Here is a 17,878-nt window from a genome sequence, read left to right as displayed (position 1 = left end):
TATTAAAATAGCTCATTAATACAAATCAAATTTCCTAAAAATACACTATTAAATAACCTATATAATTATTGAATAACAAAAACCTGAACTTCTCTGTATCGACAATTTATGAAAATTTTTTATATCTTTATAGTGTTGGCTGCATTCTTATTAACAAAGAATTGCTAATTAATTATTAATATATTTTTATAGTTAAGTGTTGTAAGACTAAATAAAATTGATTTGTTTGTAATGAGAAGACTTTAAATATTAACCCCAGCAAATTACAATTTACTTATTCTAGCTTAAACATTTACTAACTATTTTAACAGAAGATAAAACTCTTATGAAAACTATTCAAGCTGTTGCTCGTTACTTACCAGAAAAATGCGGAGGAATTCAAATTCGTCTTAGCGAACTATTGCCAGTTCTCCAAGCGTATGGAGTAGAAAGTAAAATAGCAGCGGCTCAAAATAGTAAACATGAGAATACATACATACATAATGGAATAGAAGTATATCGCTATCCTGTGTTTCCTCAACCAGAGGCAGAACCAAATCATGGAGAATTACCACATGGCAGATTTGAGTGTTTTGAACGCTGGTTGAAAGAGCAAAAAGCAGATATTTATCATCAGCATCAATGGACTCCAAAATGTGGCTTACCTCATCTACGCCTTGCCAAAGAGTTAGGTATGGCAACAGTTGTTTCAATTCGCTTACCTAGCCCTGTTTGTCAACGAGAAACTTTGATGCTAAACGGGCAAGAAGTATGTGACGGAAAAATAGATGAAGTAAGATGTAGCCACTGTTGTGGCGTGCCTTCAGCAATATCAGATACAGTAATTAAAAGATTAGCTTACACACCTTTGGGCATAAGTAATATAGCAAGTAAAGTACTACATCAATTTAGAAAAGCACCTGCACCAATCAATACTGCTGCAACGGCATTGTTTACTCCTATTTCGCTACCAGCTTATATAGTTGCTCGTAGACAGGGTTTATTAGAAATGGCGAAATTTGCTGACCGCATAGTGACGTTGAGCGATCGGCTTTATGAAACACTGCTACTCAACGGCGTTCCTCAAGAGAAGTTGATAATTTGTAAAACAGGTGTACCTGATGTGTTTCTAGCATCAACTCAAAACATAAAAAAAGTAGTAAACAAAGCCTTAAAAGTTGTGTTTCTTGGACGCTGGAACCGCAACAAGGGAATTCATATTTTAGTAGAAGCAATCAAGTCTCTACCTGCTGAAGTGGCAATTGAATTAACAATTTATGGGAGTGCAGTTGATGATGATAAATATCAACAACAAATTATACAAAGTATAAAAACTGAACCACGCATTCGTATTGCTGAAACTTTAACGCGTGCAGAGTTACCCTCTATTTTAGCAACATACGATATTTTAGCTTTACCTGCACAATGGTTTGATGTAAGACCAATGTCTATTTTAGAAGCCTATGCTGCCAAGCTACCTGTTTTAGGTTCGGATGTCGGGGGTGTTAATGAACTTATTAAACATAATATTGATGGTTTGTTACTACCTCCTACTGATGTTAAAGCTTGGGCTGAAGCTTTTATGCAACTAGCTACTAACCCAAATTTATTATCTAAACTTCGCCAAGGAATTCAACCTATTCGGACTATGAGTATGGAGGCTATAGACACAGTAAATCTGTATCAAAGTATTTTAGAGGAAAAAGCGTCACAAGCAAAAAGTAGCGTTAGTGATAGACTAAATTTTACACAAGTGGTTGGAACTATGTAGTTTCTAAGCAATTATTGAAGATAGCTGCGATACAGTAAAAAAATTAATTTACTACGTTAAAATATGCAATTATTCTTAACTGTATTACGTTGAAAAGTATGCTTATTCAATATTATTAAACTTTGTTGACTACAAGTATGAACGCCGTAAAAGCTCTATCTACTTCACAGTGGTTTCGCTGGAAAGAAGCTGTAGTTATTACCTTAGTAGGATGGGTACCCCTATCACTAGGGAGATCTCTACGTGGGCTACTATATCGTTCTATTTTTGCACAGTTTGGAAATGCTGTACAAATTAAATCTGGGGTTGAATTAATTCACACGAGTAGTATCGCTATTGGTAATAAAGTCAAAATTGACCGTGGCGTTGCTTTGAGAAATGAGGGGCAAAATAGTAGAATTAAGCTGGGCAACTCGGTCAAACTGGATCTTGGAGTTATCATTAAAACTCACATTGATAGTGAAATAGAAATTGGCGATTGTACATATATAGGTCCCTATACTTGTCTATCTGGAAAATATATAAAAATTGGGAGGGATTGCCGGATTGCTTCGCATTTAGGTATCTATGCAAATAACCATACCTTCACTGATCCTAACCGTAAGATTAAAGAACAAGGTAGCACTTACAAAGGAATTGTCATTGAAGATGATTGTTGGTTAGCTAGTGGAGTCAGAATTGTAGACGGTGTAACGGTTGGTCAGGGTAGTGTTATTGGTGCAGGAGCAGTTGTAACTAAGGATGTTCCGCCTTATTCGATTGCGGTGGGTGTACCCGCTAAGGTGATCAAAAGCCGAAAGCCAGGCGCTCAAGGCATGACAAGTAGCCCTGAGGATATTGCTACAGACGATAATCTGTTGTCTGTATCGCAGAGTTGTATCTTGGCTGAAGTAGAGAAAACTTCTCAGCAGAAGTTTCAATATATATTGCCTAAAAGTAGTGCGATCGCTGGTTTGACTCTACAAAACCTACTACACCAGTTACTCGAATGCACTGGTAAGGTTACGAATGTCACCACAGTCACTGTTCTATTGCGAACTGAGGATCAGCAACATCTGGAAGTATGTGCCTCTGTTGGACTTGAAGATGAGATTGCAGCAGGAATTAAAATTCCGTTTGGGCGGGGTTTTGCTGGTCGCGTTGCGGTTGATTGCCAACCAATGATAGTAGAAGATATATCAACAATAGAGATTTTTAGTCCAATTCTCCGCAATAAGGGACTGCGATCAATACTTGGTGTTCCCTTGCAGATTAATGGACAAGTCGTTGGCGTATTTCATGTTGGTACGACTCTTCCGCGTCAATTCACTAGCGATGAAATTAAGCTTATACAGCTTATGGCAAACTGTATTGCGTTTCTGGTTACTCGTGCTGAGATAACATTAGCTAATGTATCTCAAGCTTCAGAAGGATTATACTGGTGGTCTAATTTGGCTTGTTTATTAAATCCATTATGGCGGCATCATTGCAATTCTTTTACACAAGGTAAATATGCATAAATATGCCATGTATCGCTGTACCAAATGGGTAATTTTTTTTACAAATGAATTCGCTGCTAGGCAAACTACCACCTTCGTGAATCTGTTGTCAATAGAATTCTAACTCTTGAAAATGCGAACGTCATTACCACGCAAATTTCTGCATTATGAATGTTGAATTTTGAATTGAATAAGCTGGAATTTAAAACTCAATTTTATAGATTCAATAATAGCGCTTCGGTTACACTCTGTTTTATTGCTGAGTTGCTCAGCCTTAGACTGCTTTAACTTGTTAAAATTAGGTAAATATTGTACTACATTCAACAGCGTTAGGGAGCTTTACTGAATAGAACTTAATACTAATATTTTTAAGTGTTTGTTCCGAATACAAATTCAGAAATTCACACTATTTATTCTTTGATATAAAGATAGTTTTTGCTTATTTACTAAATTTAAGCGTAGTTAAAATTGGTTCTTTTAGATTTGAGGCAACTATTTTTTAGCATAACAAAACTTACTAACAATTTTACATAAAACATGAACTTTGCTCTATCGACTTAATTTGTAACTTAAGGGCATAGTAGCAATATCCTGTTTCCTAAAGTCCTACTTTCTTTTAGTAGGATTTTATTTATTTAGATGAATTTTGCAGTTGTTTAGGAGTTTATTATGAGAATTGCTTTTGTTGTTGGGATTTTTCCTCTTTTGTCCGAAACTTTTGTCTTGAATCAAATTACTGGTTTAATCGATCGAGGACATGAGGTAGATATCTATGCTCTACGACATCCACTCTCTAATTGCAAGATGCATCCCCATGTAGAAAAATATAATCTTCTCGCTCGTACCTACTATACTCCTGCTATACCAAGTAACGTGTTTTGGCGTCAATTGAAAGGTTTTGCGTTACTCTTTACCAATTTTCACAAAGCTCCTTTAATTTGTTTGCGATCGCTTAATTTTTTCAAATATGGTCGAGATGCCATTTCCTTGAAAATTCTGTATAGTGCAATACCATTGCTTGAGCAAGAACCTTACGATATTATTCACTGTCAATTTGCGTGCTACGCGCTCGAAATTCTGACGTTACGTGAAATTGGAGCATTACAGGGAAAACTTGTCACGTCTTTTCGCGGTTGGGATATTAGCCGCTATGTCAAGCAACATGGCGATTGTGTTTACGACCAACTTTTAGCTAAGGGAGACTTATTTCTTCCTGTTTGCGATTATTTCCGTACTTGGTTAGTTAAGCGTGGTTACGATAGCAAAAAGATTGTTACCCATAGATCAGGAATTGACTGCGATAAGTTCACATTTACGCCTCGCTATCTACGTTCTAATAACTCGATTCAAATTATCACCGTAGGTCGTTTAGTTGAAAAAAAAGGAATAGAGTACAGCATTGAAGCTGTTGCTCAACTATCTCAAATACACAAAGATATCCATTACTATATTATTGGCGATGGTGAGTTAAAACAAGAGTTACAGCACCTGATTCACTATCTTGGTATCAGTCATGTTGTCACGTTACTAGGTCAAAGAAACCAGCAGGAGATTATTGAGGAACTCAATAATTCACATATTTTCGTTGCTCCCAGTGTAACAGCGCAAGATGGAAATCAAGAGGGTATACCCAACACTTTAAAAGAAGCAATGGCAATGGGTTTACCAGTAGTTGCAACTAAACATAGTGGCATTTCTGAGTTAGTAGAAGATGGTGTTTCTGGGTTTTTAGTTCCTGAGCGTGATGCTGAGGCGATCGCCCAAAAATTAAGTTATCTGATTAAACATCCAGAAAGATGGGCAGATATCGGTTTAGCTGCTCGAAAATCTGTAGAAGCTCAATATGAAATACAAAAACTTAACAATGAGCTAGTTGACATTTATCAAAAATTACTTGCAGATAAATCAGTTACTTATCTTCCTTCAGGTAGATCGTATTATAAAGCAGCTTAATTTTTATCTATTTTAATAGATCTGTACTTATATATAATTTATATAGTTATATGTGAGGTACTTCAACATTGTTTCCTGCTCTTAAATAAGCTTTGATAATGTCAAAAGAATACAGCATAGCAATCCTTCTTTGCTTCAAAGCATAAACATTATCCTTTGCTTTTGGCAACTTAATTATCCACTAGATTTTTATAGTTGCTTAAACAATAATTTTAGCTAAAAACTAATAATATTTGATATAATTAAGGACTTTGACTTATGGAAGAAAGTAAAAATGAAATAGCAAAAAAGAGCATGATATTCATCGTTGGAACATCTCGTTCTGGCACAACTTTAATGAGGCAAATTCTTAGCAAACATTCAAACGTTTACATCTCTAAAGAAACTCATTATTTTGATGATTTACGTGTCAAAATGTCTGGGCGAGAGCAAAAACCATTATCTTCTCAAGAGATACAAGTTACTGAAGATTACTTTCTTGCTCTAACCCATAAGGCATATGAAGCAAAAGGAGATCCGGAGCAAGGCTGGATGGATCGTATGGAGTTACGTTCCTTAGCTCAGCAAATAGGCTGTGGGACAGATTCTTATTTTGAGGCATATTGCCAGCTTTGCGCTCAGAAGAAAAACAAAACTATATTTGGAGAAAAAACACCAAGGCATATCTTTAAAATTGCTGAAATTTTAAATTGCTATCCTGATGCGAAAGTTATTTGTATGGTTCGTAATCCAGGAGGAGTCATTGCTTCCTATCGTGACTTTTGGAAGAGTCAATGGAGATCTGATAGTAGTAGCAAGTCACTTACAGAAAAACGAAGAATAAAGAACTCGTATAATTTGATAATTATTAGTTTAATTTGGAAAGCGGCTCTTAATGCAGCACTCAAGGCACGCGATCAATTTGGGGAAAGCCGTGTTTACATTCAGCAATTTGAAAATTTAGTTACCTGTCCTGAGCCATCACTTAAATCCTTAACAAACTGGCTGACTTTAGATTATGAACCCTCGATGCATACAGTTGGTTTAGTAAATAGCTCGTACTCAAACTCTTGGAGTAATGGTTCTGGTTTATCTAGCGAACCAGCATATCGCTGGCAAGAAAAACTTAGTGATGCAGAAGTTGCGATTTTTCAATTTTGCTGTGGACAGCAGTTGCTCAAAGCAGGCTATACAAAGAAGCAAGTTCAGATTCCAGCTATTCTCATTATTTGGCTATGGTTAACTTTACCTTTTGCTGGATTACGAGCTTTATTAGCTAACTCGAATAGAATTAGTAATATACCTCAATATCTTTGGCGGCGATTACGTTTAGTGATTGGTTAACGTTGAGCACAATTCCTTCAGTTTAGTTCGGAAAAACAAACCCCAATATTGAATTGGGGTTAATTTGTTATATCCTTAACTAAGAGTATATTTATCTATTAAACAGCTACAGTTTCTAAAGGTTTATCAGATGGTATTTTGTGCTGTTGTGTGGGCTTTTTCAAAATCGTGATATATTCGGTATTTTCTGCATCGATTTTGCCTAAAGTCAATAACCTAGTTATTGACTTAATTGACCACCATAAGAAACCTGTAAGGAAATATTTTTTTCGGAGTCTAATTTGTTTGGGCGACTCATAAGGACTAAAATACTCAACCGAAAGTTCATTGTCTTGGGCAAATTTCTTAATTGATGCTGCCGAAATAGAAGATTTTAAGTAAGTGCGAAAAGGTGCCCTATCCTCAACACCTGCCAGTTGCTGACCAAAGATAAATCTATATGCCCAGACATGAAACCAATGAGGTGTATACTTTGTAATTATTCCCTTTAAAGAGAATACATTAGGAGAAGCAATAATAATAATTCCATCCTCTTTGAGAGCTTTTTGGCAGTTTAGTAAAGCTTTTTCGGGTTGTGGTAGATGCTCTAAAACCCACCAGCATACAATTAAATCAAAACTAGACTGTGGGAAGCTATAACTTTGTATATCCCCTTGTATTTTTTCATTGAGAGTATTATTTCTTTGAAGTTGCTTCTCTGAAATATCAATACCAACCATATTTCTGTTTTGAGTAATCTGAAGGCGACTACAAGAGCCACAGCCTACTTCTAACACCTTTAAATAACTTTTATTGGCTAGTTCTTTGTCGAGTATTTTTTGTGCTTTACTGATCTCGGTTTGCAATATTTTCACAGAATCTTTCATAATTATACTCCTAAGAACTACTTTGATGTAATTTCAAAAACTGTACTTGTATAACAGAAGGTTTAATTAGAAATTGGTAATAGTAATCTCCTTTCCTGTTTCTGTAAAGGCTCCCGAAAGACAGCACCAAGAAAAATTAAACTAGGAGCTACGAGATAGGCAGTCATATTGAGGCTATCAACAAATGTATTGCAAAATATAATTAAGAGAATGTGAAGCGCACTTTTAGCTGTTTGGCTTTCTTGGGAACGAACAACTAAGCTTATAAAACTACAGACCAAAGACACACCAAGCGCTAGAACACCGACAATTCCATTAATAAATAATAATCCAGTCCAATTATTATGAGTACCAATATTGACATCTACAATCCTACTAGGACCTGAATCGGTAACACCATGACCAGTAATTGGTGCTTCTGCCCAACGTCGGATAGCAATTCTGTCTAAAGCTTCGCGATCGCTGTTAGAATTGGCACGCAAACTCCGCATCCAATGTTTAAATGATGCGATCGCATTAATTAAACTTGGTGCTAATAATCCAGTAATTAAACTTGAAAAACCAGCTGTCAGCCAAAAAAATGGGCGCTGGAAACTAGATAGAACTTGCGTAGCGATCCAGGCTGTAGGTAGAGCTAACATATTGACTCTAGAACCAGAAAACCAACACATCAGAATTGAGGCAACGATTCCAATCCATCGCAGTCTTCGGTCTTTTTCTAAAAGACATAAAGGTAAAAATACATTGCCAACAAACCCAATAACAGTAGCCCAAGGGGCAAATAAAGGAAGGCGAAGCCAGCCATTTTCAATGGTATACAAAGTTACGAAAAAACCTAATCTTGCCCCACCAAAAAAATTCAGGGGGGCAGTATAAGAAATATTTAGGCTAACTAATGATGCGAAATAGCAAAAAACTAGATAAACGAGAGATTGAAGACTTAAAAGGCAAACAGCGCGACAAACTAATTTTGGTCTAATATTTAAGCAGCCAATTAGAGGAAATATGGCTAGAAGTGCCCATCCTTTAGCCCAACCGAACGTAGCTTTTATGAGACTTGCTTTTCCCAAATTGAAATCGGCATGACCAAAGATCGTGGCAAATTCTATCGCTGCCATTGCAATAATCCACACCCAAACTTCCCAAGGGATAGCGATCTTGTCAGCTTCAAATGCATTGTTTTTTTGCAGCCACAGCTTTTTAATAAGATAACAAGCGAGTATCCAAGCGATCGCGGGTGGAACGTAGTAAAGTAAGCCAGTAAAATAGAACCCGTAAGTACCCAGAATAGAATACCAAATTACTTTCTCTTCAAAATTACAAGGTTTCATTGGCACAAGTGATTGTCTAAAATCATTGACGAAACTTACTTTCGCGTCACCTCACTTGCTTAGAAAATGACGTTGCAAGTATAAGCGATCGCACTTAAACTGTTTTACCTTTGCCAGCTTGGTACAGTGATTAAGCTGGCTCAACTTGTCTAGGAAGTCTTGAGGGGGACTGACTTAGCCCGAAGAGTATGAGTCCAGTAGTCAAAAATAGAGAAGCAAAGCTAGCACCTGCAAAAACATAGAATGATTTAGGCGAACTCGGCGAGGTTGGTAAGCTTGGTTCTTCGATTAATTGAATTTGAGGATAAGAACCAAAGACATCAGAACTGCGAAGATCGAGTTGAGTGATTGTTGAGGAGAAGATTGCCTCTGCAATTTGTACATCTCGCCGGAGGTTATTTTCTACAATTTGTTGCTGCGTCAAAGCTTTGAGCCGATTCTCAAGTATTCCCATTTGTCTATCTAATTCGAGTGCTTGCGACTGTAGTCCTTGTTTATCTGCTTGCACTGAAACTAACGTATGTAGCAACTGCTGTCGCGATGGGCTGTTATTGAGGTTAAGTTGCTCTAAGTATTCTACAGTTACGGGTTTATTAAGCAGTGCCTGACTGCGTGCTAACATTGCTGTCTGAGAAGCTGCTTGTTTCTCTTGCTCGTTAATCACTGACGGATTATTGGGTGTTAGTCGCGAGTTTAAATCGACTAAAGTAGCACTAGACTTCCCGTTGTCACTTAAAATTTGTTGAAAGTAGGGATCAGTTTGCAGGTTAAAAGCCTCTGCCGCTTGTTGCGGTGATAGCGCTAAAGTCGTTGATAGTTGCTGCAAACGAGCGTCTGACAATTGATGTTGTGCGATTATTTGAACTTGCTCTTTGCGCAAAGCTTCAATATTAGAAGAAAGCTGGGCAATTTGATTGTCAGAGTTTAATTCCGAACGAGCTTGAAAAGTAGAAAGGCGCTGCTGAGCTTCTTTTAGCTTTTGCCCTGCTGTAGAAAGGGCAGATTGTAGCCTAACATCTTTTTGAGCCGCTTCTTGAGTTCTGAGTTCGTTGAGTCTTTCCTCTAAAGCTTCATGCAGAGCTAAAGATTTTAGCTGTGCTTCATTGGGGGTTGTTCCCTCAAATTCAAACTGGAGAAGCATTGTATCATCCATAAGCTTGATTCGAGGTTCGCCAAAGTCATCTACATCCATATTCAGCTTGCTAGCTGCAACTTCTAGTACAGGCTGGGTTGTAGCGATATATTGATAGTTGGCGCGGGGATCGTCATATTTACTACTGTATGGCGACTGAGCAGATGAAGAAGCGGTTCCAATCCCAGGTAAGTTAACATTAGCTTGCTCACCGCCTTTAGGCAAGGCAACTGTCCAAGAACTCGTGTATGTGCGTGGTGCAGTTTGCAAATAAAAAAAAGCGATGCCCCAAATAGTCGCATTGACTATACCCAAACCTAGATAATTCAAAGCCTTCCAATTCAAGTTTGTCGGCACAAAACGAGGAATTCTTAAAGTTTCTGTCATGTTGGTTGATCTTGATTAACTAGTGAACAAAAGTAGGTTTAGCGTTGCTGATTGTGGAACGATCTTTGGTTTGTCATGTTGAGTGCAGCAACGCATCACGAAGCATCGCACAAACGTTTCACTCAGAATGACAATTTATACTTGATGTAAGGTTCTATATGGTGTTTTTAGCCGACCAACGCAGAGGCTGTTTTCAACATTGAGTTACCTTCACAATATTCAGGAATTGCAGCACCCATAAGGTTGAGAATTGTCGGTGCTAAATCGAGTGCATGACCTACTGGTAAACTAGAACCAGGAACAATATCTGGACCTTTTGCTAAGAAAAAGCCTCTGGAACGATGGCTGCCTGTGCGGAAATAAGGAACAGGTCCAATCCGTCCAAAAGTAGGGCTATCGACGACATCTGTTGCGTGTTCTTCTTGCCAAATCACGACTAAATCAGCATCAGGTAACTTAGGATCGTTATCAGTGGCATCTTGACGCGTACGAATGACCTGTTTAACCATTGGCTTACCCGTGCGCGCATCGATGAGCCGATACAGATGTTGGCTCAGTTCATCGCATACTGCTTCATATTCGGCGGTTGTAACAATTCCTGTGGGTTCTCTTCCTTGTAGATTAATCCGAATATATCCTTCAGAAAAGCTTGGTAGTGCAAACGCTTTCATTTGCGACCACAAAGGTTTATACCAAAGTGCTGGTTGATAGTACAGAGGCTCAGATTGCTGCTGTAATTGAAACGGAGAAACTAAATCTGGTTGTTGGAAATAGTTAAGATATGGCTCTAAGCGACCAAAGATTTTACCTGGAGTATTTTTCCGCAAGAAGCTTCGCAATGGGTTGCGATCGTACTTTAAACTCCAAAGTGCTCCGAGAGAACCTCGCTGAGCACGTCCTGTTATCAATGGTGGTGCAAGAGGTGTTTCTAATTCGCCTGCGGCTATTCCTATTCGACCTGGAAAGTTAAATCGATACAGCAGTTCTGGTAGAAACACCATACTGGGAAGATCCATGACGTTGCTACCCATACCGTGTCCAGAAAACACCAGGACATAAGCATTCTCCGGTACTTGCGTTAAGATTTCACCGATCGCTTGATCGACAGCTTTGAAAACTGCGAGTAGAGGATCGTCAGTCGTATCAGCTAATAAGGAGTATAAAGGGTGATCTGGTTGACTAAGATGCCAGAAATAATGTGCTGCTGAATGAGTTTCACCAAAGGCTGTTAAAAATAAGTCCCATGATTCTCGTTGCAGCAAATCTTGACAAATAGCAGCGCGACGAGAGATTCCTGTTATCAGCCCTTGACTGAGACGGTGCAAAGCAGAAATATCTAAACAGCTAGCAAAATCTTTGTGTAAGGTGGGATGTTTACCATGTTGACGTTCTAGCTCGTGCAACACTTGTGGCGGTTGTGATTCGGTCGATGCTAAGGGAGAGTGCGCTCCCCAAGCATGAACCTGTATCCCGTTGACTCGTTCGCTGGGTCGGGAGTGCGGTACGTCAAAAATTGCGACTCGGTAGTTTTCGTTAAGCGCGTAAAACGGAGGATATTCCGTAAAATCGTACGCACCAATTTCTGTAATGTCATAGCTGCCTTGACGCAATTTTACAGGTGCCCAATAACCTGTTTTCTGCGGAGAACAACCTGTCAAAAAAGTTGTCCAGGGCGTCTCGGCTCTGTAGTGGTCAAAATTGCGTAAATGGGTATAAGTTCCCTGCTGGCGAAGGCGACAAAGATTTTTGAGATGACCTTGAGACATCCATGCCTCAATCAGCGAATTATCTGCCGCATCTAAGCCAATAGCAATCACAGGAGTCTTCATAAAGCTTTTGATTGAATAGACAAAAAATTGGGAGTAGAACTTGTCTAAGACTTCACAAACTGACACAACTGTTTATGTAGTGTTTTGATTGGGTTATCTAGTTGCGATCGCTGTTTGTGCCAATATTAGAATTGCAATCATCACGTTCAAGCTATGCAAAAGAGAATGTAGTAATTTAATTTGATGTGCTGTTGCTTCAATGTGGTGATTCAGAGTGAAAATAAAGATTGCTATCTCAAGAATGAGAATTATTGCAACTATGCATATGATCTTAAAAAGACTTATATGTTTCAATACAGATAAGTTCAGGAAATAGGTAAATATTTCAGGGTTTACCTTTGAACTTAAATTATAAAAATATATTGTATATTCAACTAAAGACGCGTTGTATAAATTATGATATAATCACAAATAAATCAAGTCGTTATTGATGCTATTTTTAAAGCTTTTTAGTTAAAATTAATCAAGTTTTGTTTTACTAAAGTCGTACTGAAGCTGATGGTAATTCCACAGTTTACCTCGTTTTTCTAAAAGTTCTTGATAGCCTCCTTGTTCCACAATTCTACCTTGTTCAAGCACTACTACAGAATCAGCTTTGACAATAGTAGAAAGACGATGTGCGATCGCAATCACAGTACGTCCAACTGAAAGCTTTTCTAACGATTCTTGAATTAATCTTTCTGAAACTGAATCTAACGCACTCGTTGCTTCATCGAGAATAAGGATTTCTGGATTACGCAACAAAGCACGCGCGATCGCAATTCGTTGGCGCTGACCTCCAGACAGTAACACTCCGCGATCTCCTAGCCTCGTATCTAAGCCATCAGGTAGCTTGAGAATAAATTCCAAAGCATTCGCAAGTCGTGCCGCCTCCCAAACAGCTGCTTCATCGACATTCTCTGTACCATATGTAATATTTTCCCGTACAGAAGTATTAAAAATGAATGTATCCTGGCTCACGATTGCCATTTTGCGTCGTAGCGAATTCATTTTAAATTTCTGCAACTCGATGCCGTCAATTAAAATCTTGCCGTGAATTGGATCGTAAAAGCGCGGAATCAAGTCTGCCAGCGTACTTTTACCTGCACCAGAAGCACCAACTAATGCAGTCGTCTGTCCTTTTTTGATTGTTAATGTAATATTTTGCAATACTAAGTTTTGAGGACTATAACCGAAATCCACTGCTTTAAAAGCAATAGCTTTTTTAAGTCCATCAAACTGAATATGACCATCTTGTAAATAAGTTTTATTATCAGTTCTTAGAAGTTCTTTAATATTTGCCAATGAACCCTGAAAACTAGTAAATCTTGACCAAGCTCCGTTTAAATGCGCAACGACGGGTGCTAAACGTAATAATATAAAAACAAAGGTTAATATTGAGGCAAGCTGAAAATCTCGATCAGAAAAAGAAAGCGTAACTGCTACAGCTAAAATAATTAATAAAACAGTTGTCGAAACTCCTTCTGTTAGAGGCTGTACTACTGAAGCAGCTGCTTTTGCTTTAGAATTCGCGTTAAATAATTCATCAAGAGCATTATAAAAGCGCTTGCGTTCATATTTAAGTGATGAAAATGCTTTTACAGTACGTATTCCGCTGATAAATTCTGCTGAAATCGATGTAAATTTTTGCGATGCTTGGACATTTTCAAAACTAGCTTGCCTTACCTGTCTTCGCAGTGTCGCTAAACCTGTAGCTAACAAAATAAACATTAAAAGTGAAATAATAGTTAGCTGCCAGGACAACCAAAACATCGATGCTACATATACTACTAAGGTGAATCCTTTAGCGATAAAAATAGAGGCAACATTACACGCTAAACGAATTTGATTGACTTCATTGTGAAGGCTATTTAGTAGCTCGCCAAGGCGCTTTTTAGCAAAGAAGCTTAGACTCAGGCTGTGTAGCTGTTCAAATAATTGTTTGCGTAAACGATATGTCAAATTAATTTCAGAAAGGCTAGTATAATAGTTTCCCAAATAAATGAAACTAGAACGTAGCCACACAGCCAGAAAAATCAAAGCAGTTACTCGGTAAAGCCTATTCAATGGTGATAGAGTTCCACTTAAAAATAAAGTGTCTACCCAGCGAATTTTTGTTTGAATATTGGCAAGATTATCTGGCTCGGCAAAGTTCGATAGAAACAGCGAGATTAGACCAATTGTAACTCCTTCAAAGACTGCTGCAAGTAAAGAAAATGTAATGGCAGCGATCGCAACGAGGCGGAAGTGTTTAAACTGACGGAGAATAAGGTGGTTATTTCTCCAGAATCTCGTAGCTTTCAGTAGCCTGTAGCTCAATAATGTTGGTTTGAGGCGCACAGCTTTATTCAAGGATTTCTCTCAGAGTTTGTAAAAATCTATACAAGCTAATCAACGTTAATTAGCTATTAAATAGGGAAAATGTGAGTAAGGAAATTTTAAGTTTGCCTTGCTGACAAGAGAATAGATAAATCTTCAGTAATCTATCTCAGTAAATAACGCTTGTAAGGTATCCAAATCAGGAACAGACTTTCCGTTAACTCGTTTCATCACACCAAAGCCATGATTGTAATCCCACATAGACCAACCAATGTTGTATTTTTCAAGCAGCGATCGCACATCGCGGATCCATGTATTGCGATCGTCTGGAGGAGCAACTCTGCGATAAACACCAAACTCATTACACGTTAAGCGTACTTGATGTTCTTTTGCCCAAGCAGCAGCATTACTAATAAGTTCTTCAAGCTTTTGAGCATTCCACCGTTGTTTACCATATTCTTGTAAGCGCTTTCTCGCAGTTTCATTCTTGATTTGTGGCAAAATCGACGCAACTGAAACTGGATTTGAAGGGTAAGGAACACTACGAAAATACCGCAACATATCCCATCCCCAAGTTGCACCTTGGCTAACAAATGGTTTTGGTGTGTAGAAGTGGAAGTTATAGATTACATTAAGATCTTTAATTGGAGATAAAAGTTGTAAGGCTTCGATACCATCCCAATTTCTTCCTACGCGAAGGTTCCCACTAGCAATTAAAGTGTGTAAAGGCGCACCAGAGCGCATTGCTGCTAGTAGTTTGGGTTGGATACTATACCAAACTTTAGGATCTTTGACATCTGGTTCATTAAGTACTTCCAAGAAAACAAGTTCCGGATCTCTTGTACTCAAATGCTGCGCCAACGATTTCCAAAATTTAGCTACATTATTTACAAAGATAACGTCATTATAGAGGCGTTGTTTAAATCGAGCTTGTGGATGAATATCTACAATTACTCCAAGATTTTCTGCCAGAATCATATCCAATGCTCTATCAAAGTCTTTTAAATTATCTTGATTGAGTTTTTCTGGCTGCTTTTCATTGAATAAGACGTTGGGATCTATAGGTACACGCACATGCCTAAATCCCATCTTTTTTATTTGCTGTATATCTTGAACAGAGACACGGGTTTGAAAGTTTTTATGAGTTAAAGGAGCTTGAGCAAACCAATGTGAAAGATTAATACCTTGAGTAAGGCGAGAAAAGCGCTCCTCTTTCACACCTAAGGTAGGTGATGAGTTAAGTGTTAATATTCCTACAAATAATAATCCTATAGAAAAAAAAATCCAAAATTTTTTGCTTTTTATACGAGGCGACCAACTTATATTGAGCATAGTATGCCCCCATGCTTAATTATTTCTTAGGTACTTTTAAGGTAATTTGAAGTGAATTTATTTTTATTTAAATAACCATAATATAAAAGCCAAGGCAATGTTAAATTAGTCACACTTTGCCGATCTTCGACACTCATTTTTTCTTTCCATTGTTCATCTATTTTAAGCTGAGTAGCTCCAGCGTTGAACCGATTATTGTTTCCTATTGCTGTGTGATTAGTTGTAAGATTTACTATATTTTCTCCTTCGATAGGTAATTGTGTTATATCCTCCTGAACCAACTGAAGAATCTGTTGTAAAGCTGCTTTTGGTCTTTGGATAAAATCTTCATAGTGTAATCTTAGGTAGTGATTTGGAGAGGAACGCCAAAATAACTCTACTGCTGAGTTGCAAGCATTCCAAGTAAGGCAACCCTCAACAATACTATGCTCTTCCCAACGATGTTTTTTACGCAGTTTGCGTTTTATACATGAATACTGCACCGCACGAGGATCGCGAACGAGATGAACAATATATAAATCAATTGTCGGCAGCATACTAAGCGTGTAACTATATAAAGGAGATTTGGAAGAATCAACGATAACTTTACTACTAGTAGTTGACTGAATTGCTTGATATAGTTTCTCAATACTTGACAAATATTTTTTAAACCTTGGTTTTAATACTTGTTTATTTCCAGGAAGCAGCATGAAAGGGAAATGCTTGCGTTTCTCTTGCAAACCTACTATTTCTTGAGCATTAATGTGCTGCATACCTCCAGGATATTTATTAAAAACTTCTTGCCAAAAACTACAGTCATGGAATCTACTTCCACATCCACATCGAAAGTTCTTTATTAAATTTTCCTCCCAAATACAACGTAATTCTCCCGCTGAAAAGAAACCTTCAATTTCTCCTAGGATATTAGCAAGGATAGTACTACCACTAAATGAATAGCCAGCGATATAAAGTACTTTAATTTTATTGACTTGCATAATGAACACTATATTGTACAGGAATAACAAATTAAGTTATGGTATTAGCTCAAAGCTTTTAAGTAAGGTGCCTTAGATTTAGGTTCAGTCTGGGTTTATAACTTAACTATTTTGTGGAAATTTAAACAATGGATCTAATCCGCTAGTGACCTGGATAATCTTGAAGTATAGGATTTTGGGTAACTTTGATTCGTTGTAAAACCAGCTTTTCTAGTAAGCGATTTAATGGCAACGGTAGGACCCAGAGTGAATAGGCAGCTATATATGTTAAAAACATACGTTGTGGCTCCTCAATAAGTATGCGCCAGTAAGTTAGCAAGGATTTGTTTAATAATTGCACAGCTACAGCACCTGATTGCATCCGAACTGCTGTACGTGCCGTTATTCTAAGCTGATATGCCTTAGATTTCTTTTCCCATTTAGCAATGATTTCTGGTGCTAAACAGCGCGATCGCGCAAGAACTTCATCCCAAACTTCAACAGTTCGCAAGAAATTAGCAGAAATTCCCCCAGGTTTCACCCGATAGAGAGTAAGCACTTCAGATATGCCTTCAATTTTCCAAGAGGTTAAAAGTCCGATCCGCAGTAAAATTTCATTATCTTGCGATGCGCGGTTACGTTCCTCGAAATAACAGTTTTCTAAGGAATTAGCGAAATTGTTTTGAAATTTAATTGCTTCTAGTGTTTCGCGGCGAAATACTGCGGATGATCCATTGCCAAGAGGATTACTACATAGTAAGTCGGACACCGTAATATTTTTGAGTTTTGGCGTTTGATAGCTCCCTAAAAGCTGCCCAGTTTCATTAATGAATGCTGATCGACTGAAGCTAACTCCAACATCTAAAGAGCTTTCTAAATGAGCAATGTGCTTAGCAAGCTTTTCTGGTAGCCACAGATCATCGCCGTCAAGAAAAGCTAGATACTCTCCTTGAGCATAACGAATACCAGTATTAAGAGCTTTAGATGGACCTCCATTTTCTTGACTAATAATTTTAACTCGCTTGTCTGTGAATTGCTGACAAATTTCTTGAGTGCGATCGCGCGAACCATCATTAACAACAAGAATTTCAAAATTTTGATAAGTTTGTGCCAGCACAGAATCTATTGTTTTTGCTATATACTTTTCTACTTGATAAACCGGAATGATTACTGAAATTTTTTTCATTTGCAACTCACTATTAAATATCCATTAAGTATTCACCGTTATATATTGCTTTGAAGGAAT

The 17,878-nt window shown here is 37.8% G+C and carries 12 protein-coding genes and 1 pseudogene; 5 read left to right on the top strand and 8 right to left on the bottom strand.

The annotated features are described in order from the left end of the window. Nucleotides 1-325: 325 nt before the first annotated feature. The 5 genes and pseudogenes from GLO7428_RS07050 to GLO7428_RS07035 all read left to right on the top strand — a co-directional run bounded on the left by GLO7428_RS07050 (nucleotide 326) and on the right by GLO7428_RS07035 (nucleotide 6,504). Nucleotides 326-1,750: a glycosyltransferase gene (locus GLO7428_RS07050; RefSeq protein WP_015187875.1), complete on the top strand. Its 1,425-nt coding sequence runs from the start codon at nucleotides 326-328 to the stop codon at nucleotides 1,748-1,750. 137 nt (nucleotides 1,751-1,887) lie between these two features. Then, a pseudogene (locus tag GLO7428_RS29675) lies at nucleotides 1,888-2,541 on the top strand (acyltransferase); the annotation flags it as partial. 24 nt (nucleotides 2,542-2,565) lie between these two features. After that, nucleotides 2,566-3,249 carry a GAF domain-containing protein gene (locus GLO7428_RS29670; RefSeq protein ID WP_369792527.1) on the top strand — a complete coding sequence of 228 codons (684 nt, stop codon included), beginning with the start codon at nucleotides 2,566-2,568 and terminating at the stop codon, nucleotides 3,247-3,249. A 648-nt stretch (nucleotides 3,250-3,897) separates the two neighbouring features. Next, nucleotides 3,898-5,181: a glycosyltransferase gene (locus tag GLO7428_RS07040; RefSeq protein WP_015187873.1), complete on the top strand. Its 1,284-nt coding sequence runs from the start codon at nucleotides 3,898-3,900 to the stop codon at nucleotides 5,179-5,181. A 258-nt stretch (nucleotides 5,182-5,439) separates the two neighbouring features. Continuing rightward, entirely contained in the window at nucleotides 5,440-6,504 is a 1,065-nt protein-coding gene (locus GLO7428_RS07035; protein ID WP_015187872.1) for a sulfotransferase, read from the top strand. Nucleotides 6,505-6,602: 98 nt separating this feature from the next. Here the strand turns inward: GLO7428_RS07035 and GLO7428_RS07030 are convergent, their stop codons facing one another. From GLO7428_RS07030 to GLO7428_RS06995, 8 genes are all read right to left on the bottom strand, one after another. Further along, nucleotides 6,603-7,370: a bifunctional 2-polyprenyl-6-hydroxyphenol methylase/3-demethylubiquinol 3-O-methyltransferase UbiG gene (locus tag GLO7428_RS07030; protein WP_015187871.1), complete on the bottom strand. Its 768-nt coding sequence runs from the start codon at nucleotides 7,368-7,370 to the stop codon at nucleotides 6,603-6,605. A gap of 62 nt (nucleotides 7,371-7,432) precedes the next feature. Continuing rightward, on the bottom strand, nucleotides 7,433-8,701 hold the full coding sequence (locus tag GLO7428_RS07025; RefSeq protein WP_015187870.1) for an O-antigen ligase: 1,269 nt from the start codon (nucleotides 8,699-8,701) through the stop codon (nucleotides 7,433-7,435). Between the two features lie 130 nt (nucleotides 8,702-8,831). After that, complete coding sequence (locus GLO7428_RS07020; RefSeq protein ID WP_015187869.1) at nucleotides 8,832-10,220, bottom strand: hypothetical protein; 1,389 nt, start codon at nucleotides 10,218-10,220, stop codon at nucleotides 8,832-8,834. A gap of 167 nt (nucleotides 10,221-10,387) precedes the next feature. Next, on the bottom strand, nucleotides 10,388-12,049 hold the full coding sequence (locus tag GLO7428_RS07015; protein WP_015187868.1) for an alkaline phosphatase family protein: 1,662 nt from the start codon (nucleotides 12,047-12,049) through the stop codon (nucleotides 10,388-10,390). A gap of 459 nt (nucleotides 12,050-12,508) precedes the next feature. Next, complete coding sequence (hepA, locus tag GLO7428_RS07010; protein WP_231295561.1) at nucleotides 12,509-14,380, bottom strand: heterocyst formation ABC transporter subunit HepA; 1,872 nt, start codon at nucleotides 14,378-14,380, stop codon at nucleotides 12,509-12,511. A 123-nt stretch (nucleotides 14,381-14,503) separates the two neighbouring features. Continuing rightward, on the bottom strand, nucleotides 14,504-15,679 hold the full coding sequence (locus GLO7428_RS07005; protein WP_015187866.1) for a glycoside hydrolase family 5 protein: 1,176 nt from the start codon (nucleotides 15,677-15,679) through the stop codon (nucleotides 14,504-14,506). A gap of 26 nt (nucleotides 15,680-15,705) precedes the next feature. Further along, nucleotides 15,706-16,653 (bottom strand): sulfotransferase, encoded by a 948-nt coding sequence (locus tag GLO7428_RS07000; protein ID WP_015187865.1) that lies wholly within the window; start codon nucleotides 16,651-16,653, stop codon nucleotides 15,706-15,708. Between the two features lie 142 nt (nucleotides 16,654-16,795). After that, nucleotides 16,796-17,818, bottom strand: coding sequence for a glycosyltransferase family 2 protein (locus tag GLO7428_RS06995; RefSeq protein WP_015187864.1), 1,023 nt, complete (start codon nucleotides 17,816-17,818; stop codon nucleotides 16,796-16,798). Between the last annotated feature and the right edge of the window lie 60 nt (nucleotides 17,819-17,878).

Source organism: Gloeocapsa sp. PCC 7428 (assembly GCF_000317555.1).
GTDB lineage: Bacteria > Cyanobacteriota > Cyanobacteriia > Cyanobacteriales > Chroococcidiopsidaceae > Chroogloeocystis.
The sequence above is the reverse complement of the archived record's forward strand: the minus strand, read 5'-3'. Positions and strand labels throughout refer to the sequence as shown.